Origin of the sequence: Streptomyces sp. NPDC056347 (genome assembly GCF_042262625.1) — a bacterium.
Lineage (GTDB): Bacteria > Actinomycetota > Actinomycetes > Streptomycetales > Streptomycetaceae > Streptomyces.
The window spans coordinates 44,544-64,519 of record NZ_JBHJQP010000017.1 but is presented as its reverse complement, the minus strand read 5'-3'; the positions used below and the strand labels follow the sequence as shown (position 1 = coordinate 64,519).

Genomic DNA, 19,976 nt, shown 5'->3' with positions numbered 1-19,976 from the left:
CCCGGCCGCGGCCGGGCGGGAGCTGTCCGGGCACGTCGACGACGCGGCCGGGAGCGCCGTGCCGGCCTCCACCGCGGCCCCGGCCCCGGCCGCGACCTGCCGGACACGCCCTACAGGCGGCTCAGCGAGGCCGCGGCGAAGAGCACGTCGCGGATGGCCTCGCGGTCGCCCTGCTGCCCGGCCGCCGCTTCCTCCGGCGACACGTGCCCGGCGACCAGCCGGCAGAACTCCACCCCGTCCAGCGCGACCTGCGCCACGGCGTGCGCGGGCGAGCCGAGCGCGGCCGGGGAGTCCAGCGGCACGTACCAGTCGCCGCCGCCCGAGCCCTCGACCTCCAGATGCAGCGACCGGCCCGGCGAACCGGCCGCCACCAGATGCCGGGCGGGCCCGGCCAGCCCGGTCCGGCGGCGCTCGGCGAGGGTGGCGGGCAGCAGCCGGGCCGCCAGATCGATCATCCGGTTGAGATGCGGGGCGGACGGTGTTCCGTACGGATAGGCCACCGCGTCCGCGATGTCGCCGCCGTGCACCCAGCACTCGAAGGCCCGGTCCAGCAGGGCGTCGTGCATCGGGAGGGCGAAGTCCCCGTACGAGACGGACAGCTCGGACACCCGGCGTCCGGCGAAGGAGACCGTGCGGATGAGCGTGTGGCTCTGCGCGCGCCACGGTTCGTGGACCGCCCGGGTGGGCGGAAGCCGGTTCGCCGACCAGTACGCCTCGGTCCGTGCGGTGGGTGAGAGCGGCCACCCGGTGCCGGCGCCGAGATGGCCGTCGCCGAGCGGTACGTCGATGTCGAGGGCGGTGCCGATCAGCCCGTCGACGGTCATCAGATGCCCGATGACGCCCGCGACCGTGGTCCGGCGGCCGGTCTCCTGCTCGCTCTCGAACCACTTCAGCCGCACCGGGGCGTGCCACTCCGCACTGCCGATGTCCCGCAGCAGGGCGTCGAGCCGGGCGGTCTCCGCCTCGTACGGGGAGGCCCAGTCCGGCACCGGGATGGCGGCCGGGCGGCGGCTCAGGCAGGCCTCGATCACCCGCCCCCGCAGCGTCGGGTCGAGGTCCAGGCTGCGGTCGGTGTGCAGCAGCCCGACCGCGTCGCGCAGGCGCAGCGCCTCGTCCGCGCAGGCGGCGCACTCGGTCAGATGTGCCTCGACGGCCTCGGTCTCCTCCACGGAGCAGGCGGCCAGGGCCCAGGCGCCGAGCAGCGCCTTGAGGACCCGGTGCGGTGGCTCCGGTTCCGGCCGGAGCGGCGGGGAGGGCACGGGTGCCGTGTCGGGCGGTGGGACGGGGCCGGGCAGCGGCGGCACCGACGGGAGCGGCATCATGGCGAGGTCGAGGTCGTCGGCCGCGAACCGCGGTGCCGGTATGCGCCGGGCGTTCCGGAGGCCGTCCTGCCCCTCCTGCCCGGGCCGCTCGCCGTGCCCGGCGTGCCCGTCCTGCGTGCCGTGCTCCTCGTGCGCGCCGTTTCCGTCGTCCTGGTGGCCGTCGCCGTCGGGCCCGATCGAGTCGTCGGTCACCGGGAATGTCCGTATCCGGGCGGCGAGACGCCGTCGAGGGGGCGGGTGTGGGCGCTGGAGAGGAGCTGGAGGCCGAGCCGGAGACGGCGGCGGGCCTCGTCCTCGGTGACCCCGAGATCGGCCGCGGCCTGCCGGTAGTCCCGACGCTGGACGTACGCGAGCTCCAGGGCGGCCCGCAGCGGGGCGGGCATGGACGCGACGATGTAGTCGGCCCGCGCGGCGGAGGTGGCCCGGTGCACCCGCTCCTCCAGCGCGTCGAAGTCCGCGGTGTCCTCGCCGTTCCCGCCGCCGGTGCCCGCCTCGCGCAGCCGGCGCACCGAGTGCCGGTGGGCGAGCCGGGCCACCCAGGCCCGCATCGAGCCCTGCCGGGGGTCGTACGCGTCCGGGTTCTCCCACACGTAGCCGAAGACCTCGCGGGTCACCAGGTCGGCGGCGGTGTCGTCGTCGAGCATCCGCTGGGCCTGGCTGTGCACCAGCGACGCGAAGCGGTCGTAGAGCTCGCCGAGCGCGGCGGCCTCGCCGCGGGTCAGCCGCTGCTGCATGTTGCGGTCCCAGCGGGGTGGTGCGTTTTTCGCCATGCGGCCCCCAGCCATGTTCCCCTCGTCACGCCGAATGTAGTCGGCGGTACCGGTGATGTACGTACCTTTGTGGCAAGTGCGCCCCCGAAGCGGCCCGGGATGGTAGGGGAGCATGGCATCGGGTGACGCTGGAATCCGACCTGAAGTGATCGTTTCCGTCGGAATCAGGCGGTGTTCTGTCGGGTCGGTCGGTGTTTCGCACGGCTGTGGCCGGGGCAGCGGCGAGAAGGAACGAAAACTTCCGGATCGTCGGAATATCCGGAATCCTCCGAAGCATTGGAATTCCTGGAATTCCCGGAACGAGAGGCCCAGTCGCGTGACACTCACCGTGGCCGAGACCGTGCAGGCCGAATGGACCGTACTGCGCATCCGCGGCGAACTGGATCTGCTGACGTCGCCCGCCGTGCGCCAGTCCGTTCACGACGCGGTCGCCGCCGGCCGGCACGACGTGGTGCTCGACCTCTCCGAGGTGCTGTTCTGCGACTCCAGCGGCGTCGGCGTGCTGATCGCGGCCCGCCGCCTGATGCGCTCCTGCGGCGGCCGTCTGCGCCTGGTCCTCCCGGCCCGGGGCGCGGAGGAGGGCTCGCACGTGAACCGGGTGCTCGCCGCCCTCGGCGTACGCCGCCTCTTCGACGTCTACCCGGACCCCGCCACCGCCGTCGCCCCCGACACCCGCCCGCTCTCCGCCTGAGCGGGGCGGCCGGGCCGGGTCCGCACCGAATCACAAGTCACCCGGCACGGATTCCCAAGTCGTCCCCCGCCCCCGCTGGGACGATGACTTCCACCGTGCGGGGCGCCCCGACGAGCGCCCTTCCGGTCCTGAGGTGATGGGCGAGGGGGAGACATGTCCTGGTACGGCGGCGGCGAGCGCGAAGCCTACGAACGGGGCCGGAGGGACGAGCGGGACCGGATCAGGCGCGCGGTCGACGGTGACGACGACGGCTGCGGCCCCCTCGGCTGCCTGATCTTCCTGGTCTTCGTCCTGCCCTGGATCCTGCATTCCTGCCGGGGCTGAGGGGAGCGGGGCGCGTCCCGCAGGCCCGTACCGCCCAGGGCGGGCGCCGGTTCCGCAGCCCTCTCCGGCACTGGCACCGGTACCGGCCCGGGCTCAGGCGAACCGCTCCCGGAGGCGGTACTTGAGGACCTTGCGGAGCGTCTCGTTGCGGGGCAGGGCGTCCACGGTCTCCAGGCGCTCGGGGAGCTTGTGCACGGCGAGGCCCTCGGCGCGGAGGTGGGCGGTGAGGGCGGCCAGGGTCAGGGGGGCCGCGCCCGGGGGCTGCTCGACGACCGCGCAGACCAGTTCGCCGCGCTCCGGGTCCGGGAGGCCGATCACGGCGGCGTCGCCGACGCCCGGGTGGAGGTGGAGCAGGTCCTCTATCTCCTTGGCGGAGATGTTCTCGCCCTTGCGGATGATGATGTCCTTGAGGCGCCCGGTGAGCACCAGATGGCCGCTCTCGCGGAGATGGCCGACGTCGCCGGTGATCAGGAAGCCCTCGGCGTCGAACGCCGCGGCGGTGGCCGCCGGGTCCAGGTAGCCCGCGCACACGGCCTCGCCGCGCAGCCGGACCTCGCCGTCGGTGCCGTACGGCAGGGGCTCGCCCCGCTCGTCGGTGATCCGGATCTCCATGCCCCCGGGCGGGCGTCCCTCCGTCCCGGCGAGGTGCTCCGCGGTGTCGTCGGGGGCGCCCATGGTGATCATCGGGACCTCGGTCATGCCGTAGCCGTGGGTGAGCTGGACGCCCATCTCCCGTACCACCGCGCGGTAGAGCTCCGGGGGTTTGGGCGCGCCGCCGCCCGCCAGCAGCCGGAGGGTGGGGACGGGCTTCTCGGCCGGGGCCTTGCGCTGCTCGGCCAGGAACATCGAGTAGAACGCGGTGGACCCGCCCGCGAACGTCACCCCGTGCCGTCGGTACTCCGCCAGCGCGTCCGGCAGCGCGAAGTGCTCGAACAGCACCGCGGGGAACCCGTACAGCAGCAGCATCACGGAGTAGTCGGGCCCGGCGACATGGGCGAACGGGAAGGCCATCGAGCCGACGTCGTCCCCGGTCGGCCGCAGCGCGTGGGCCAGGCAGGCGCCCGCCGAGATCAGGCTCCGGTCGGTGTGCAGCACGCCCTTCGGGTCGGAGGTGGTGCCCGAGGTCCAGTAGATCCAGCGCACCGCCGTGCCGTCACCGGGCGGCGGCGGCAGCACCGAGGGGTCGCCGTCCGGGAGCGCGTCGTACGCCTCGAAGACCTCGAACGCCCCCGGCCCGCGCTCCCCGCCCAGCCGCCGGGCCATCGCCGTGTGGTCGAACCCCCGCCAGGTGCCCGGCACCGCGAAGAACTCCGCCTCCGACTCGCGCAGCGCGAACCCCGTCTCGCGGTCCCGGTAGAACGGGATGACGGGCGACTGGACGGCCCCGATCCGGGTCAGCGCGAAGGACAGCAGCACCGTCTCGATCCGGGTCGGCAGCTGCCAGGCGACGACGCCGCCGGGGCGTACGCCCATCTCCCACAGCCCGGCCGCCACCCGCTCGCCGCGCTCGCGCAGTCCGCCGAAGGTCAGGACGCGGTCGCCCTGGAGGAGGAACGGGCGGTCCGGGGTCAGGGCGGCCCGGCGTTCGACGAGTTCCCAGAAGGTGCCCGAGGTGCTCAGGGCGTGCGCGGTCCCGGTCATGGCCGACCCCTCTCGATTGCTGACGGGTAGTCAGATCGTGCGGAGAGCGTAGAGCGCCGCGCCTTGTCGGTCCAGGGGTGCGGGGCTAGCCTGAGGGCGACATCGATCTGACGGGTCATCAGAAATGCGTTCGCCGGAGGGGACACCATGACGGAACTGCCTCGGATCGTCAGCGTCGACGACCATGTGATCGAGCCGCCCCACCTCTTCTCGACCTGGCTGCCCGCGAAGTACCGCGAACGCGGTCCGCAGCCGCTCACCGCGGGCATCGGCGAGCTGGCGTACACCGGCGGCAAGTACGTCATCACGATGGACCCGGACGGCCCGCCCACCGACTGGTGGATCTACGAGGACCTGAAGTTCCCGTACAAGCGGAACATCGCCGCCGTCGGCTTCGACCGCGACGACATGACGCTGGAGGGCATCACCCGGGAGGAGATGCGGCGCGGCTGCTGGGACCCGGCCGAACGGCTGAAGGACATGGACCTCAACCACGTCGAGGCCAGCCTCTGCTTCCCGACCTTCCCGCGTTTCTGCGGCCAGACCTTCGCCGAGGCGCACGACAAGGAGGTCGCGCTCGCCTGCGTCCGCGCCTACAACGACTGGATGGTCGAGGAGTGGTGCGGCGACAGCGGCGGCCGGCTGATCCCGCTCTGCATCATCCCGCTCTGGGACATCGGCCTCGCCGTCGCCGAGATCCGGCGGAACGCGGCGCGCGGGGTGCGGGCGGTCACCTTCTCGGAGATCCCCACCCACCTCGGGCTCCCCTCCATCCACACCGGCTACTGGGACCCCTTCTTCGCCGTCTGCGAGGAGACCGGCACGGTCGTCAACATGCACATCGGGTCCAGCTCGCAGATGCCGGCCGCCTCTCCGGACGCCCCGCCCGCCGTCCAGGCCAGCCTCTCCTTCAACAACGCGATGGCCTCGATGATGGACTTCCTCTTCAGCGGCGTCCTGGTGAAGTTTCCGCAGCTCAAGCTCGCGTACAGCGAGGGCCAGATGGGCTGGATCCCGTACGCCCTGGAGCGCGCCGACGACGTCTGGGAGGAGCACCGGGCGTGGGGCGGGGTGCGCGGGCTGATCCCCGAGCCGCCGTCCACGTACTACTACCGGCAGATCTTCTGCTGCTTCTTCCGTGACAAGCACGGCGTCGCCTCGCTCGACGTCGTCGGGCGCGACAACGCCACCTTCGAGACCGACTACCCGCACGTGGACTCGACCTTCCCGCACACCAAGGAGGTCGCCCTCGACCACGTCAAGGGACTGGACGACGAGACCGTCTACAAACTGATGCGCGGAAACGCGATCCGGATGCTCGATCTGGACCTGGACAAGTAGGCGGCCGTGGACCTCGCGTACACGGAGGAGGAAGAGGAGTTCCGGGCGCGGCTGCGGACGTGGCTGGCCGCCGTGCTCCCGTCGCTGCCCGCGAAACCCGCCCCCGAGGACTGGCCGGGCCGCCGCGCGTACGACACGGCCTGGCAGCGCAGGCTGTACGACGCCGGGTACGCCGGTCTGCACTGGCCGCTCGACGCGGGCGGCCGGGGCGCCACCCCCACCCAGCACCTGATCTTCCTGGAGGAGACCGAGCGGGCCGGGGCCCCGTACGTCGGCGCGAACTTCGTCGGGCTGCTGCACGCCGGGCCGACGATCGCCGCCGAGGGCACGGCGGGGCAGCGGGCCCGGTGGCTGCCGCCGGTGCTGCGCGGCGACGAGATCTGGTGCCAGGGGTTCAGCGAGCCCGACGCCGGATCGGACCTCGCCGCGCTGCGGACCCGCGCGGTGCGCGACGGCGACCACTACGTGGTGAGCGGCAGCAAGATCTGGACCTCTCACGCGGAAGTGGCCGACTGGTGCGAACTGCTGGTCCGCACCGACCCGGCGGCCCCCCGGCACCGGGGGATCACCTGGCTCGCGATGCCGATGGACGCCCCCGGCGTCACCGTCCGCCCGCTGCGCACCCTGGCCGGATCGACCGAGTTCGCCGAGGTCTTCCTCGACGAGGTGCGGGTGCCGGTCGGCAACCGGGTCGGCGCGGAGAACGACGGCTGGCGCGTCACCATGGTCACCCTCTCCTTCGAACGCGGCACCGCCTTCGTCGGCGAGGTCGTCGCCTGCCGCCGCACCCTGTCCGAACTCGCCGCCGAGGCCCGGCGCCGCGGCAGCTGGGACGATCCGGTGCTCCGCCGCAGGCTGGGGCGGCTGAACGCCGAGTTCCGGGCGCTGTGGCGGCTCACCCAGTGGAACGTGAGCGAGGCCGGCCGGGGCGGTGTCGTGGGCACCGGCGGCTCCGTCTTCAAGCTGCGCTATTCGCACGCCCGCCAGGAGCTGTACGAGGCGGCCGTCGAAGTCCTCGGGGCCGACGGCGCCGACCTGGACCGGGAATGGGTGCTGGACCGGCTCTCCTCGCTCTCGTACACCATCGCCGCGGGCACCTCGCAGATCCAGCGGAACATCGTCGCCGAACGCGTGCTCGGCCTGCCGAAGGGGCGCTGACACTCATGGACTTCCAGCTCTCGGACGACCAGCGGGCCCTGCGCGCGGGGGTGCGGGACCTCCTCGCCGGGCGGTTCGGCAGGGACCGGATGCGGGCCGCGCTGGAGAGCGGCACCGCGGTGGACCCGGCCCTGTGGCGGGAGCTCGGCGACGCCGGGTTCTTCGCACTGCGGCTGCCGGAGGCGGAGGGCGGCGTCGGTCTCGGGCTGCCCGAGGCCGTCCTGCTCTTCGAGGAGGCGGGGCGGGTGCTGCTGCCCGGTCCGCTCATCGCCACCCACCTCGCCGCCGGGGCCGTGAAGGGCGCGGCCCGGGGCGAGGCGGTGGTCGCGGCGGCCGACGCGGGGCAGCCGGTGGCCCACCTGGGCGGGGCGGACGCGCTCCTCGTCCTCGGCGACGTCGCCTGCGGCCTGGTCCGGGACGCCGGGCCGGTACGGGAGGCCGCCGTGTCCGTACGCTCCACCGACCCGTTCACCCCGCTGTGGCGGCCGGCCGGGCCGGTGACCGCCGACGAACCGCTGCCGCCCGGCGGCGGCCACCCCCGCGACGAGGGCGCCCTGCTCGCCGCCGCCGAACAGCTGGGCAGCGCCGCCCGCACCACCGAGATGGCCGTCGAGTACGCCGGTACGCGCGAGCAGTTCGGCGCTCCGATCGGCTCCTTCCAGGCGGTCAAGCACCTGTGCGCCGGGATGCTGGTCCGTGCCGAACTGGCCCGCTGCGCGGTCTACGCGGCGGCCGTGACCGCGGACCCGGTCGAGATCGCGGGCGCCAAACTGCTCGCCGACGACGCGGCGGTCCACAACGCGCGCGACTGCCTCCAGGTGCACGGGGGCATGGGCTTCACCTGGGAGTCCGACGTCCACCTGCACCTCAAACGGGCCTGGCTGCGCGCCGGGCAGTGGCGCACCGCGGCGGCGGCCGAGGAGGTGCTCGCGGGGGATCTGTGTCGAATCAGGACGAATTCGTGCTGAATCCGGACGGATCCCGTGCAGGCTTCGGCGGCCCGGAATCCTCCGGAACCGCCCGGCGCGGCACGGGGCGCCCCTCGGCCCCACGGAATCACGCAGCGTGAGACATCTGCGGCGGGCCCCGATCGATGTCCGGCACATCTTTCGTCACGGGGCGGAGTCGGCGCCCGGCTCGGGTACGCTCCGTGGAGTGCGACAGGAACTGGAACCGGGCAATCCGGTGATGGCCGGTGCGGCGAGTCCGGCCCGGAAGCGGTGTCCTGCTCGCGGTCCAGGCAGCGGCGCCGGGCGCGCCCGGGAAGCGGTCCGTGCGGGCCGCTGTTCGACTCCCCGCGAAGCGCGTCGCACAGTATGCAGCACGCGTACTCCTTCGCGCTGGAGTATGCCCGAAGCGCTTGTTGCGGTGACTGTACGTCAACCATGCTGTCTCGTAGGGGAATCACGTTCCGTGACCCCGAGGAGGCGCGAGGCGATGTGTCCGCCGGTTCGGATGGTGTGAGCGGTGCAGGTGCTTCAAGTTCAGCTGGAAGTCGGGGCCGACCCCGCGGAGGTCGGCCGGGCCCGTAGATGGGCCCGGTCGAGACTGGTCGGGTCCGGGATAAGTGACGACGAGCCACTGGCCGAGACGCTCATCCTGCTGATCTCGGAGCTCGTCACCAACGCGGTGGTGCACACCGGGTGCCCGGCCGTGCTGCGCATGCTGTTCGGCCCGACCGGCGCCTGCGGTGCGCCCGGGACGGTCCGGGTGGAGGTGGCCGACGCCAGTTGCCGTCCGCCCCTGCAACGGCACGCGGCGGGCGAGGACACCAACGGCCGGGGCCTGGAGCTGGTGGACGGCCTCGCCGACCGCTGGGGCTGGCAGCCGGAGGGCTCGGGCAAGCGCATCTGGTGCGAGGTCGACCGGCGCGCGCCGCTGATCCAGCTGCCGCTGCACCCCGGCGCCACCGGCACGCCCGCGCCGGACCTGCGCAAACGCCCGGTGAAGCGGGCCGTCACGCATCTCGCGTGACGCCCCGGGAATCTGCATAAAGGTTAAAGCAGTCGGAGTGCGCCGCCCCCGGGGCGGCCCGCTCCGACTGCGTCGAGCGTGCCGAGTGCTTTGATCGGTGCGGACGCCCGGCGTTCAGGGCCTGTTGGCGAGGAAGAGGGCGAGGGGCCCGGCCGGGAGAAGGAAGCGCCCGCTCCCAACGGCCCCCAGAGCATCTGTCATGGGCCACCAGGAAAGCTTGAAGTCCTTCTCCGTAACGGTCAGTTCCTGTGGCCCGAGGGTCAGGTCGCGGGCTTCGTAGAGGTGGACGCGGGCGGCGGAGTCCAGGGTGATCGCGTACACGCCAAGGGGCCGCCAGTGGCCGGCGGTGATCCCGGCCTCCTCGCGAAGCTCGCGCCGTGCGCATTGCTCCGGTGTCTCGCCGTCCTCCCGCCGTCCGCCGGGGAGGAACAGGTGCTCGCCGCCATGGCGGGGGAAGGCGGCGGACAGCAGTGCGACCATGCCGTCGGCGTCGCGGGCCACGACGACGGCTGCGTCGTGGGCCGGACCACATGCGGGTGCCTGGTTCTCGGTCATGGCGGGCGAGCATAATCGCAGGGCTTATCGCACCCAGGCCGCGTAGGGAACGTTCATCACGACGGAGTGTGCGATACCCCGTCCGTGGTAGCCGTCCTCTCCGTAGGCGTCGCCGTGGTCGGCGCACATGATGACGAGCCATCTGCGTTTGGCGGTCAGGGTGGTGATCAGCCGGGCGAGGTGCTCGTCGGCGTACGTGAGCGCGGCCTTCTGCGACGCGGCCGTGTCGGTGGATTCGCCGAGGTAGTGACCGTGAGGTACGTGGGTGGCGGAGACGTTGAGGAACAGGAACAGTGAGGTGCCCGCGTGCGATTCCGCGGCTTCCAGGACGTGGTCGACCTGGTGGCGGGTGGAGTCGGGTTCGGGTGAGCAGAACTCGGGCCGCCAATGGTCCTCGTCGAACATGTCCGGGAGGACGCTGCCGAGGGGGGTCTCGCGGGAGAAGTAGGTGACGCCGCCGATGCACACCGTGCGGTATCCGTGCTGACCGAGTCCGGCGAGAAGGTTGGGGGCGTCGAACACGAAGGTCTGGTCGGGGACCTTCTTGAAGGCCGGAGGCCGGCACTCCCACATGCGCGGTGGCTGGTCGGGGCGGGGAAGCTTGGGCAGGAACCCGGAGAAGAGCGCCATGTGGGCGGGCAGGGTGAAGGTCCCGGGGGTCTGCCGCCTTTCCCACCCACCGTGGGGCAGGAGGGCTGCCAGTCGGGGCGTGAGGCCCTCGCCGTACGCCTGCTGGGCGACGTCGTAGCGCAGGGAGTCCAGCGTGACGAACAGGATGCCTGCACCAGTTCCGATGAGTTCGGCCGCGTTGATCACGCCTGCCCCTCCCCGCACGGGTACGGTGCGACGGTGCCCTTGGCCGCGGTGTTGACGGGGATGGGCACCCGGTCGGAGGCGATCAGGTCCCGGATCCTGCCCAGGCCCTCGTCCTCCCCGAGGGGCCGGCCTTCTTGGTCGTACAGGGAGATCCGTACGGTCTGCCCGTCGTGGGCGGGCAGGGTGGACACGCGGATGCCGGGTACGGCCCCAAGATCCTGCATGGCGGCCATCAGGACTCCTTTCGTCGCTTCGCCGAGGTCGGCGACATGGCAGGCGTGGTGGTCGGCGTTGACCGCCCCCCGGCACAGCCGGTCGTGGAACGCGACGCTGGTGGGGTGCCCGTCGTGGGCGACCGCCAGGTGTTGGGCCCTGGTGATGACGACCAGGCAGGCCGCCACCCACCAGGCGACGCCTTCGTGGATCTCGCCGGGGAAACGGCCGGTCACGCCGCCGTCGCGAATCACCTTGTCGGTGTCGATGGGGTTAAGCACGATCGGTCTCCAGGCGGTTGGCGATCCAGTCGGCGAGTTCCTCGGGGGTCTTGTTGTCGGTGTCCACAGGGACGGCGGTGGGGTCGTCGGCGGCGACCGCCTCGAAGTTGGCCAGCAGCACGGCCAGCCGTCCCGGCACGTCGAACAGGTCCTGGTCGTCGGGGGTGAGCCCGGTCGCTGTCTCCTTGGCCGTCATGCGGTCCCTGAGCGCCGCCTCCGAGCACCTCAAGTAGAACGTGTGGTGCGGGATCTCCAGATAGGGACGGAACGGTGCCATGAACCGGGCCACGTCCTCGACGCCGACCCTGTTGACGGCCGCGTGGCAGGCGATGACTGAGGACGCGTACCGGTCGGCGATCACAGGGCCGAGCGCACGGTCGCGGCGTACGACATCGGAGGCGTGCAGGAGCCCGGAGAGGTAGAACGCGAACTGGGGCAGCGGACGCAGTTGTCGGTTGGCGTGGCCCGACCATTCGGAGTGCGGATCGGGCAGGGTGTGCAGACCGGTTCCGCCGAGTCGCTCGGACAGGAGCTTGGCAAGGGTGGACTTCCCGATGCCGGAGACCCCTTCCAGGACGATGAACGGCTCCTGGCGATCGACGGCGGAGGACGGCTCGTAGCCGTGCGGCAGATTCACAGGGTCCCCTCGGTGAAGGCGGTCACGTGCCGGGCAACGGCGGCGGCGAGCTGGTCGGGGTCGTCCAGATAGGGCTTGAGGTCCATGCGTAGGTCCTCGCGGAGCAGGCACGGCTGGAGGCCACCGTCGTGGTCGACGCGCAGGGCCCAGAGTCCTTCGACGCACTGGGGGCGCAGGGAGCACGCGCCGCACTGGCCGACGTGATGGCGGCCGAGGTTGCGGTGGATGACCTCGATCTCGACCCCGTCGACGCGGAAGACCCTCCGCCCCTGCCCGACTCCGGCGACCTCGGTGTGCTCGTCGCTGGTCAGGGTCCGTAGGTAGGCGATGGTGTCGTCGGCGGGGACGGCGGAGGCGGCCCGGCCCGTGTTGAAGTCCGTGCCGACCAGTTCGATGAACTGCACGGGCATGCGCCGATTGAGGGCGAATTCCAGGATGGGGCGGATCTCGTGGGCGTTCTCCCGCATCAGCAGGCAGTTCAGCTCCACCCGGTCGAAGATCTCGCGGGCGGTGTCGATGCCGTCGAGGATGGTCGTGATGCCGATGCGGGTTCCGGCGATGGCCTTCAGAGTCTCGTCGGAGAAGTAGTGCAGGGACACCTTGACCTTGTCCAGTGGCGTGCGGGCCAGCCATGACCGGTGAGTACGCACCCGCGTCCCGTTCGTGATCAGGGTGTACGAGGCGTCGGGAGGTGGTGGTGGGAGTTGTTCGAGTACTGGGCGGGCCAGTGGAGAGGTGAGTGGTTCCCCGCCGGTGAAGTAGACCCGCTTCAACCCGGCCTCCATCAGCGCGGTGATCATGATGAGGTAGTGCTCGGCGCACAGGGCCCGTTCACGGGGCTGTTGACTGCGGTTGGTCCGGGTCAGCGGCGGCGGCACGTCGCCCTCGTTGTGGCAGAACCAGCAGGCGATGTTGCAGCGCGGGGTCAGCGAGATCCGTAACTGCCCTCGCAGAGCAGCGAAGTTCTGCAAGGCGGTCCAGTCGATCTCCGGCCGCGTGTTGGGTGGCGCGAGGGTGAGAGGGATGTCCAATTTGTCCTCCAAGAGGGCTGGGGCCCGCCGCCGGTGACAGGCGAATGTTCGAGGTGTCGGCGGAGTGGAGTCCTCGGCTGGCGTTGTCATTCAAGGACAGGCGCCAACGGGCGGTAACCTCACGAAGGCCCCCCCATGGCGGGGGGCACACCATGGGGTCACCGGAGAGGTAAGCAGCATGGAACTTCCCGTGTCACCGGCAGCACTCCCCGCTGACCTGCGAAAAGACCGACGTGTGATCGAAGCTTTACATCGGCGCGACATCGGCGTCGTCTTCGCGCTCGCCCACGACGAGGCGGGCATCAGCTACAACCGGCTTGCCGAAGCCTGCGACATCCGCCCCCAACGCGTGAGTCGCATGGCTCGCGGAGACGGAGCAGTCACATCCCTGCCGGTCCTAGAGCGCATTGCCGACGGGCTTCACATTCCGGGCGCTGCCTTAGGCTTGGCCTCAAGGCCATGGGAGGTGAATCGCCACTCAAGTTCCTTAATGAGTAAAGGAGATGAGGACGATCCGATGAAGCGCCGCGATGTGATGCGCGGCGCGCTCGCTGCCGGTCTGGCAGGTACCGGGCTCGCCGCTTTGACTACCACCCGTACCGACGTTGACGCAGCCCTCGCCGCCGATCACACCCACTCCGACCTCGCCCACTGGGAATCGACCGCCGAACGCTACGGCTACGGCTACCATGGCCAGGCCCCTGCCGACGTGCTCTCCGACCTGGCTGTGGACTTCCAGGACTTGAAAAACCTGCTGGCCAGGCCGCAGACGGACAAGAGTCGATCCCGGCTGTGTCACGTCACCGCGCAGATGGCCGGAATGGTCGCCATCGTCCTCCACGACTTGGGCGAGCATCGCGAAGCCCACCGCTGGTTCGGTACTGCGGGGCGGGCCGCGAGCAAGTCCGGAGACAAGCTCCTACACGCCTGGGTCGTGGGCCGCGAGGCGATGGTGCCACTGAACTACGGCGCCCCGCAGGCCGCTGCAGACCTCGCCGAACGAGCCCTCTTCCTCGCAGGAGAGAAGCCGTCCGCGCCCGCCGCGCTGGCCTACGCGGTCGCGTCCCGGGCGTACGCGGTCGGCGGGTACACCGAAAAGGCCCTGGACGCCGTTGCCCGAGTGGAGGCCCTGGTCGAACGCCTCAGCCCACAGCAGCAGAGCGACACTTGGTTCGGCTACCCCGCCCAAAAGCACCACGTCCATATGAGCCAGGCACTGACGCTGCTCGGTCAGACCGGGCGGGCGTACGAGACCCAGGCCAGAGCCCTGGAGCTGTCGAGGGCCCCGTCGCTGATGACACGGGCACTGATCTCGATCGACCGGTCAAGCTGCAAGGTTCACGACGGTGAGCGCGCCGAAGCCGCCTACATCGCAGCCCAGGCGTACGGGAACCTCCCCGTTCCCTACCGCAATGGGCTTACCCGGGCCAGAGCCCTGGCCGTGTACCGCATGCTCCCGCGCGATACCCCCGGCCTCGGCCGGTTCGCCGACGCCCTCGCCATCGGTCGTGGTGGCACGAATCGACTTTAGGCAGCCCCACGGCAGCTGCTCGGCGCGTGGCATGTCGGACCGTCCTGTGCGCTGTGATGCGGGCCGGCCCATCGGTGGTCGAGCGTCGGCCCTGGATTTTCGGGGTTGTCGTCATCGCGGCACCGCCGACGCTGCGGGTCAGAGCACCGCGACCGGGGCGACCGGGGTGCCCGTGGCGCCGGTGAAGGGTTCCGGCATCGCGGAGAGCAGGAAGGCGTAGCGCTTCTCCTGCGCGCAGGCGGTGGACAGCGCTTCCAGGTTCCAGTTCTGGCCCTGGAGCATGCCCATCTCGACCAGGTCCAGCGCGTGCACCCCCAGCCACAGGTTCTCGATCTCCGGCGGGAAGATCTCGAAGGTCAGGGTGTCGTTGGCGACCGCCGCGACATCGCGGGCGCGGAACCACTCGGGCGTCCGGATCGACAGCCCGGGCGAGGGGTAGGCGTACGCGTGCGTGTCGCCCGCCAGGTACGCCTGTATCTGGCCGGTGCGTACGAGGACGATGTCGCCGGGGCGCACGCGCAGCCCGGCCAGTTCCTCGGCCGCCTCCAGGTCCTCGGGGGTGACGGCGTGGTCGCCGGGCAGCCGGTCCGTGCCGAGTGCGCGGGCCACGTCGAGCAGCACCCCGCGCGAGACGAGGTGGGGCACCTTGTCGATCCCGCTGAACTCCGCGCCGCCGTGCGCGGTGATCGTGGCGGCGGGGCGGCCGTTGTAGATCCGCCCCGAGTGCGAGGCGTGGGTGAGGGCGTCCCAGTGGGTGGCGGTCTGGAGGCTCAGTACGGCCATGTCGTCGCTGGTGGCGACGGTGCCGGGGCCGAACAGCTCCTGGTTGATCTGGACCATGGTGTGCGTCGGGTTGATCCGCCCGGGGACCAGCCCGCTCTGTACGCCGTCCTGCCGCAGCGGCAGCGCCAGCGGGACGCGCAGCCCGCTCCGGACGGTCGCGGCGGCCTCGCGGACCACGGCGTCGGTGATCAGGTTGAGGGTGCCGATCTCGTCGTCGGCGCCCCAGCGTCCCCAGTTGTTGACCCGCTTCGCGATGTCGTGGAACTCGGCCGGCAGTGACATGGCGCCTCCCGGGGCTTGTGCTCGTGGACCTGATGGCCCATAAAATCTAACGGTCCGTCAGAAACCGCGGGAAGGGGCCGGGCATGGGGAACTTCTTGGCAGGCAAGGTGGTGGCCGTGACGGGTGCCGGGCGCGGCATCGGCCGGGCGGTCGCGCTCGCGGCGGCGGCCGAGGGCGCGAAGGTCGTCGTCAACGACTACGGGGTCTCCATCGAGGGCGGCGAGCCGAGCAGCGAGGTGGCCGAGTCCGTCGTCAAGGAGATCGTGGCGGCGGGCGGCGAGGCGGTGGCGGTCGCCGACGACATCTCCACGATGGCTGGCGGCCAGCGCATCGTGGACACCGCGCTCGCCCGGTTCGGCCGGATCGACGGGGTGGTCTGCGTGGCGGGCATCCTGCGCGAGCGGATGCTCTTCAACATGTCCGAGGAGGAGTGGGACCCGGTGGTCGCCACCCATCTCAAGGGCACGTTCACCGTCTTCCGGGCCGCCTCGGCGGTGATGCGGAAGCAGGAGGGCGGCGGCACCCTGATCGGCTTCACCAGCGGCAACCACCAGGGCAGCGTCGCCCAGGCCAACTACAGCGCGGCGAAGGGCGGGATCATCTCGCTGGTGCGGAGCGCGGCGCTCGGCCTGCACAAGTACGGCGTCACGGCCAACGCGGTCGCGCCGGTGGCCCGTACCCGGATGTCCGCCAATGTGCCGATGGAGCTGAAGGAGATCGGCGAGCCCGAGGACGTGGCGGCGCTCGTGGTCTACCTGCTCAGCGAACGGGCCCGGGCGGAGGGCATCACCGGCCAGGTGTACACGGTCGCCGGCCCGAAGATCGCGGTCTGGGCCCAGCCGAGGGAGCTGCGGGCCGGGTACGTCGAGGGGGCGTGGACGCCGGAGCGGATCGCGGACTTCCTGCCGGGGACGGTGGGCACCGACCCGATGCCGATGCTGGCGCGGCTGGAGGAGATGGCGGCCGCCGCGGCGGCGAAGGCACGGCCGAACGCGTAGGCCGTGCGGGGCCCGCAGCCCTTCCGGGGCCCTTCCACAGCTCTTCCACAGCCCTTCCGGAGTCCTTTCGCGGGCCGTTCGCGGGCCTTCGTACGGATCGGACCGGACCATCTTCGCCGGGCGGCCGAGACCGCCCGGCCCACCGAGGGAGACCGGATGAGAGGCGTCGTCTTCGACGGCGAGCGGACCGAGGTCGTCGACGATCTGGAGATACGTGATCCGGGGCCCGGCGAGGTACTGGTGCGGGTGGCCGCGGCCGGGCTGTGCCACAGCGACCTGTCGGTGATCGACGGGACGATTCCGTTCCCGGCGCCGGTGGTGCTCGGGCACGAGGGCGCGGGCGTGGTGGAGGCGGTCGGGGCGGGCGTCGGCCATGTCGCGCCCGGCGACCACGTCTCGCTGTCGACGCTGGCCAACTGCGGGGCGTGCGCCCAGTGCGACCGGGGGCGGCCGACGATGTGCCGCAAGGCGATCGGCATGCCCGGGAAGCCGTTCACCCGGCGCGGCACACGGCTGTACCAGTTCGCGTCCAACTCGGCCTTCGCCGAACGGACCCTGGTCAAGGCCGTGCAGGCGGTGAAGATCCCGGCGGACGTTCCGCTGACCTCGGCGGCCCTGATCGGCTGCGGGGTGCTGACCGGTGTCGGGGCCGTCCTCAACCGGGCGAAGGTCGACCGCGGCGACACGGTCGTGGTCATCGGCACCGGCGGCATCGGGCTCAACGTGATCCAGGGCGCCCGGATCGCGGGCGCGCTGACCATCGTCGCGGTGGACGCCAACCCGGCGAAGGAGGCCGTGGCCCGGCAGTTCGGCGCGACCCACTTCCTGACCTCGGCGGACGGGGTGCGGGAGATCCTGCCGCACGGCGCCGACCACGCCTTCGAGTGCGTGGGCCGCACCGAGCTGATCCGTACCGCGATCGACCTGCTGGACCGGCACGGCCAGGCGGTCCTGCTGGGCGTGCCGCCCGCTACGGCCGAGGCGTCGTTCCTGGTCTCGGCGATGTACCTGGACAAGTCGATCCTCGGCTGCCGCTACGGCTCCTCGCGGCCGCAGCGGGACATCGCGCTCTACGCGGAGCTGTACCGGCAGGGGCGGCTGCTGCTGGACGAACTCGTCACCACCACCTACCCGGTGGAGGACTTCGCCAAGGCGGCCGAGGACGCGCACCACGGCCGGGTGGCCCGCGGCGTGCTGGTGTTCTGAGCGTCCGGGGACTTCGAGGCCCTGTGGCCGCGAACCCCCGGACGGGGCCTCTCTCAGCTCCGCCCGGCGCGGAAGGTGCGCCGGTAGACCGTCGGGGAGACCCCCAGCGCCGCCTGGAGGTGCTGCCGCAGGGACGTGGGCGTACCGAAGCCCGCGTCCCGGGCCACCTGGTCGATCGACAGGTCCGTCGACTCCAGCAGGTGCCGGGCCCGCTCGACCCGCTGCCGGGTCAGCCACTGCACGGGGCTCACCCCGACCTCCTCCCGGAACCGCCGGGTGAAGGTCCGTACGCTCATCGACTCCTGCTGCGCCATGTCGCGCAGCAGGATCGGCCGCTCCAGCCGGCCGAGCGCCCAGGTCCGCGCGGTCGTCGTGGTCGCGAGCCGGGCCTCCGGCACCGGGCGCCGGATGTACTGCGCCTGCCCGCCGTCCCGGTGCGGCGGCACCACCGTGCGGCGGGCCACGTCGTTGGCGACGGCCGTGCCGTGGTCGCGGCGCACGATGTGCAGGCAGAGGTCGATCCCGGCGGCCACCCCGGCCGAGGTGAGGACGTCCCCGTCGTCGATGAACAGGACGTCCGGATCGACCCGGACCGCGGGGAACAGCTGCTGGAAGTGGTCGGCGTGCCACCAGTGCGTGGTGGCGGGGCGCCCGTCCAGGCGGCCGGAGGCGGCCAGCACGTAACTGCCGGTGCAGATCGAGACCAGTCGGGTGCCCGGCCTGATCAGGGCGAAGGCGGCGGCCAGTTCGTCGGTGAGCCTGCCCTCGGAGTGGACCGGTCCCAGCTCGTGACTGGCCGGGATCACCACCGTATCGGCCGTGGCCAGTGCCTCGGGGCCGTGCTCGACGCCGATGGTGAAGTCCGCGTCCGTGCGGACCGGGCCCGGCGGGCGGACCGAACAGGTCACGACTTCATACAGGCGGCGCCCCTCGTTCCATGCCTCGACGCCGAACGCGCGGCCGAATATCCGCTGGGGGATGCCGAGTTCGAAGGGAAGCAGCCCGTCGAGGGCCAGGACGACGACCCGGTGCGGCGGACGTGGCATGCGCAGGACTCCTTTCACCTCTAGTGGTATAGACCTCGACCCTGATACATGTCACTCCCGTGAAGGCAAAGTCAGCGCGGCTCCCGCGCATTCCCGCTGCGGAGAGCGAGGGCGCGCAGCCCCTCCCGCCCGGTTCCTCCGCTGCGCCCCCGATCGGCGACGACCGGTCACAAGCTCTGTGGAACCGTAACTTCCGGCTCTTCTTCGTCGCCCGCACCGCCGCCCTCTTCGGGGACGGCATGATTCCGGTGGCCCTCACCGCCGGGCTGCTGGGGGCCGGCCGGCCGCACTCCTCCGTGGGGTACGCGCTGGCCGCCTGGATGGGGCCGCTGGCGCTGTTCGTACTCTTCGGCGGCGTACTGGCGGACCGGTTCACACCCCGCCGGATGATGATCATCGCGGACGCGCTGCGGCTGGTCGGCGCCTCGGCGCTGGCCGTCTCCTTCGCCACCGGGAACCCGCCGCTGTGGGCGGTGTACGCGCTCAGCGCGGTGGCCGGGGTGGGTGCCGCGCTCTTCCAGCCGGGCGTCGCCTCGACCGTGCCCCGGGTGGCGGCGGACGTGCAGCGGGCCAACGCGGTGCTCCGGGTCTCCGAGGCGCTGATGACCATGGCGGGCCCGGCCTTCGCGGGCATGCTCGTCGGACTGGCCAGCGCCGGGGCCGTCTACGCGGCGAACGCCTCGACGTTCCTGGTCTCCGGGGTCTGCCTGTTCCTGCTGCGGCTTGCCCCGGCCCCCGCGGACGAGGCCCGGCGCGGCGGGTTCATGGCCGAACTGGTCGACGGGTGGCGGGAGTTCCGGGCCCGCAGCTGGCTGTGGGGGGTGATCGCGATCTGGACGGTGTACGGCTTCGCGGTGCTCGGCCCGATGCTGCCGCTCACCGCGGTCGAGGTCACCGAGGCGCACGGGTCGGGGACGTACGGCGTGATGATGGCGGTGAACGGCGCGGGCAGCGTCGTCGGCGGGCTGCTCGCCCTGCGGCTGCGGCCCCGCCGCCCGCTCGCGGCGGGGGCCGTCGCGCTCACCGGGGTCTGCGTGAACCTGGTGGTGCTGGGGGCCGGGATGCCGGTGCCCGCGCTGGGGGCCGGGCAGTTCACGGCGGGCGCGGCGTTCGCGTTCTGGCTGGTGATGTGGTCGACGACGGTGCAGACCCATGTGCCGCCCGAGGCGCTGAACCGGCTGCACGCCTACGACGTGGCGGGCTCGCTGCTGATGCTGGCGGCGGGCCGGGCCCTGGCGGGGCCGGTCGCGGACCGGCTGGGCGCGCCCGAGGTGCTGCTGGCCGGGGCGGTCATCAACCTGCTGGTGGTGGCGGTCCTGCTGGTGGCCCGGCCGATCAGCAGACTGGAGCGGATCGCGTGACGGGCGGCGGGGGCG

General features: G+C 72.0%; 20 protein-coding genes. 10 read left to right on the top strand and 10 right to left on the bottom strand.

The window, feature by feature from the left end; genetic code table 11:
* Positions 1–110: 110 nt before the first annotated feature.
* Together ACFCV8_RS06900 and ACFCV8_RS06895 are read right to left on the bottom strand one after the other, a co-directional pair.
* Positions 111–1,514, bottom strand: coding sequence for a zf-HC2 domain-containing protein (locus ACFCV8_RS06900; RefSeq protein WP_376684204.1), 1,404 nt, complete (start codon positions 1,512–1,514; stop codon positions 111–113).
* Positions 1,511–2,092 carry an RNA polymerase sigma factor gene (locus ACFCV8_RS06895; protein WP_376684203.1) on the bottom strand — a complete coding sequence of 194 codons (582 nt, stop codon included), beginning with the start codon at positions 2,090–2,092 and terminating at the stop codon, positions 1,511–1,513. The genes ACFCV8_RS06900 and ACFCV8_RS06895 overlap by 4 nt, the downstream gene beginning before the upstream one ends.
* A 316-nt stretch (positions 2,093–2,408) precedes the next feature.
* Here ACFCV8_RS06895 and ACFCV8_RS06890 point away from each other — a divergent pair, with 316 nt between their 5' ends.
* On the top strand, positions 2,409–2,783 hold the full coding sequence (locus ACFCV8_RS06890) for an STAS domain-containing protein (RefSeq protein WP_376684202.1): 375 nt from the start codon (positions 2,409–2,411) through the stop codon (positions 2,781–2,783).
* 153 nt (positions 2,784–2,936) lie between these two features.
* Positions 2,937–3,107: a hypothetical protein gene (locus ACFCV8_RS06885; RefSeq protein ID WP_376684201.1), complete on the top strand. Its 171-nt coding sequence runs from the start codon at positions 2,937–2,939 to the stop codon at positions 3,105–3,107.
* A gap of 93 nt (positions 3,108–3,200) precedes the next feature.
* On the opposite strand, the gene ACFCV8_RS06880 is transcribed toward ACFCV8_RS06885, so the two are convergent.
* Complete coding sequence (locus ACFCV8_RS06880; protein ID WP_376684200.1) at positions 3,201–4,748, bottom strand: class I adenylate-forming enzyme family protein; 1,548 nt, start codon at positions 4,746–4,748, stop codon at positions 3,201–3,203.
* Between the two features lie 147 nt (positions 4,749–4,895).
* On the opposite strand from ACFCV8_RS06880, the gene ACFCV8_RS06875 reads away from it, so the two are divergent.
* The 4 genes from ACFCV8_RS06875 to ACFCV8_RS06860 all read left to right on the top strand — a co-directional run bounded on the left by ACFCV8_RS06875 (position 4,896) and on the right by ACFCV8_RS06860 (position 9,221).
* Positions 4,896–6,089 carry an amidohydrolase family protein gene (locus ACFCV8_RS06875; RefSeq protein WP_376684199.1) on the top strand — a complete coding sequence of 398 codons (1,194 nt, stop codon included), beginning with the start codon at positions 4,896–4,898 and terminating at the stop codon, positions 6,087–6,089.
* Positions 6,090–6,095: 6 nt separating this feature from the next.
* The gene (locus ACFCV8_RS06870) at positions 6,096–7,247 is read left to right on the top strand and encodes an acyl-CoA dehydrogenase (protein WP_376684198.1); all 1,152 of its coding nucleotides are present in this window, start codon (positions 6,096–6,098) and stop codon (positions 7,245–7,247) included.
* 5 nt (positions 7,248–7,252) lie between these two features.
* Entirely contained in the window at positions 7,253–8,215 is a 963-nt protein-coding gene (locus ACFCV8_RS06865; RefSeq protein WP_376684197.1) for an acyl-CoA dehydrogenase family protein, read from the top strand.
* 499 nt (positions 8,216–8,714) lie between these two features.
* Positions 8,715–9,221, top strand: coding sequence for an ATP-binding protein (locus ACFCV8_RS06860; protein WP_376684196.1), 507 nt, complete (start codon positions 8,715–8,717; stop codon positions 9,219–9,221).
* 114 nt (positions 9,222–9,335) lie between these two features.
* On the opposite strand, the gene ACFCV8_RS06855 is transcribed toward ACFCV8_RS06860, so the two are convergent.
* The 5 genes from ACFCV8_RS06855 to ACFCV8_RS06835 are packed head-to-tail and all read right to left on the bottom strand — an operon-like array spanning position 9,336 to position 12,754.
* On the bottom strand, positions 9,336–9,776 hold the full coding sequence (locus ACFCV8_RS06855; RefSeq protein ID WP_376684195.1) for an NUDIX hydrolase: 441 nt from the start codon (positions 9,774–9,776) through the stop codon (positions 9,336–9,338).
* A gap of 24 nt (positions 9,777–9,800) precedes the next feature.
* On the bottom strand, positions 9,801–10,592 hold the full coding sequence (locus tag ACFCV8_RS06850) for an STM4013/SEN3800 family hydrolase (RefSeq protein WP_376684194.1): 792 nt from the start codon (positions 10,590–10,592) through the stop codon (positions 9,801–9,803).
* Positions 10,589–11,086 (bottom strand): hypothetical protein, encoded by a 498-nt coding sequence (locus ACFCV8_RS06845; RefSeq protein WP_376684193.1) that lies wholly within the window; start codon positions 11,084–11,086, stop codon positions 10,589–10,591. The genes ACFCV8_RS06850 and ACFCV8_RS06845 overlap by 4 nt, the downstream gene beginning before the upstream one ends.
* Positions 11,079–11,723: a dTMP kinase gene (locus tag ACFCV8_RS06840; RefSeq protein WP_376684192.1), complete on the bottom strand. Its 645-nt coding sequence runs from the start codon at positions 11,721–11,723 to the stop codon at positions 11,079–11,081. The genes ACFCV8_RS06845 and ACFCV8_RS06840 overlap by 8 nt, the downstream gene beginning before the upstream one ends.
* The gene (locus tag ACFCV8_RS06835) at positions 11,720–12,754 is read right to left on the bottom strand and encodes a radical SAM protein (protein ID WP_376684191.1); all 1,035 of its coding nucleotides are present in this window, start codon (positions 12,752–12,754) and stop codon (positions 11,720–11,722) included. The genes ACFCV8_RS06840 and ACFCV8_RS06835 overlap by 4 nt, the downstream gene beginning before the upstream one ends.
* Before the next feature lie 178 nt (positions 12,755–12,932).
* Here ACFCV8_RS06835 and ACFCV8_RS06830 point away from each other — a divergent pair, with 178 nt between their 5' ends.
* Positions 12,933–14,285, top strand: coding sequence for a helix-turn-helix domain-containing protein (locus ACFCV8_RS06830; RefSeq protein ID WP_376684190.1), 1,353 nt, complete (start codon positions 12,933–12,935; stop codon positions 14,283–14,285).
* A gap of 138 nt (positions 14,286–14,423) precedes the next feature.
* Here the strand turns inward: ACFCV8_RS06830 and ACFCV8_RS06825 are convergent, their stop codons facing one another.
* Positions 14,424–15,350: a cyclase family protein gene (locus tag ACFCV8_RS06825; protein WP_376684189.1), complete on the bottom strand. Its 927-nt coding sequence runs from the start codon at positions 15,348–15,350 to the stop codon at positions 14,424–14,426.
* 83 nt (positions 15,351–15,433) lie between these two features.
* On the opposite strand from ACFCV8_RS06825, the gene ACFCV8_RS06820 reads away from it, so the two are divergent.
* Positions 15,434–16,348, top strand: a complete 915-nt coding sequence (locus ACFCV8_RS06820) for an SDR family oxidoreductase (protein WP_376684188.1) — start codon at positions 15,434–15,436, stop codon at positions 16,346–16,348.
* Between the two features lie 156 nt (positions 16,349–16,504).
* Positions 16,505–17,554 carry a Zn-dependent alcohol dehydrogenase gene (locus ACFCV8_RS06815; RefSeq protein ID WP_376684187.1) on the top strand — a complete coding sequence of 350 codons (1,050 nt, stop codon included), beginning with the start codon at positions 16,505–16,507 and terminating at the stop codon, positions 17,552–17,554.
* A gap of 53 nt (positions 17,555–17,607) precedes the next feature.
* On the opposite strand, the gene ACFCV8_RS06810 is transcribed toward ACFCV8_RS06815, so the two are convergent.
* Complete coding sequence (locus ACFCV8_RS06810) at positions 17,608–18,600, bottom strand: GlxA family transcriptional regulator (RefSeq protein WP_376684186.1); 993 nt, start codon at positions 18,598–18,600, stop codon at positions 17,608–17,610.
* A gap of 59 nt (positions 18,601–18,659) precedes the next feature.
* Here ACFCV8_RS06810 and ACFCV8_RS06805 point away from each other — a divergent pair, with 59 nt between their 5' ends.
* Entirely contained in the window at positions 18,660–19,961 is a 1,302-nt protein-coding gene (locus ACFCV8_RS06805; protein WP_376684185.1) for an MFS transporter, read from the top strand.
* Positions 19,962–19,976: the final 15 nt, after the last annotated feature.

What these genes read in the sequence shown, in the direction of transcription:
- ACFCV8_RS06895 (WP_376684203.1), bottom strand. Translation starts at nt 2,092, where the DNA reads ATGGCGAAAAACGCACCACCCCGCTGGGACCGCAACATGCAGCAGCGG.
- ACFCV8_RS06885 (WP_376684201.1), top strand. Translation starts at nt 2,937, where the DNA reads ATGTCCTGGTACGGCGGCGGCGAGCGCGAAGCCTACGAACGGGGCCGG.
- ACFCV8_RS06880 (WP_376684200.1), bottom strand. Translation starts at nt 4,748, where the DNA reads ATGACCGGGACCGCGCACGCCCTGAGCACCTCGGGCACCTTCTGGGAA.
- ACFCV8_RS06875 (WP_376684199.1), top strand. Translation starts at nt 4,896, where the DNA reads ATGACGGAACTGCCTCGGATCGTCAGCGTCGACGACCATGTGATCGAG.
- ACFCV8_RS06865 (WP_376684197.1), top strand. Translation starts at nt 7,253, where the DNA reads ATGGACTTCCAGCTCTCGGACGACCAGCGGGCCCTGCGCGCGGGGGTG.
- ACFCV8_RS06855 (WP_376684195.1), bottom strand. Translation starts at nt 9,776, where the DNA reads ATGACCGAGAACCAGGCACCCGCATGTGGTCCGGCCCACGACGCAGCC.
- ACFCV8_RS06830 (WP_376684190.1), top strand. Translation starts at nt 12,933, where the DNA reads ATGGAACTTCCCGTGTCACCGGCAGCACTCCCCGCTGACCTGCGAAAA.
- ACFCV8_RS06825 (WP_376684189.1), bottom strand. Translation starts at nt 15,350, where the DNA reads ATGTCACTGCCGGCCGAGTTCCACGACATCGCGAAGCGGGTCAACAAC.
- ACFCV8_RS06820 (WP_376684188.1), top strand. Translation starts at nt 15,434, where the DNA reads ATGGGGAACTTCTTGGCAGGCAAGGTGGTGGCCGTGACGGGTGCCGGG.
- ACFCV8_RS06815 (WP_376684187.1), top strand. Translation starts at nt 16,505, where the DNA reads ATGAGAGGCGTCGTCTTCGACGGCGAGCGGACCGAGGTCGTCGACGAT.
- ACFCV8_RS06810 (WP_376684186.1), bottom strand. Translation starts at nt 18,600, where the DNA reads ATGCCACGTCCGCCGCACCGGGTCGTCGTCCTGGCCCTCGACGGGCTG.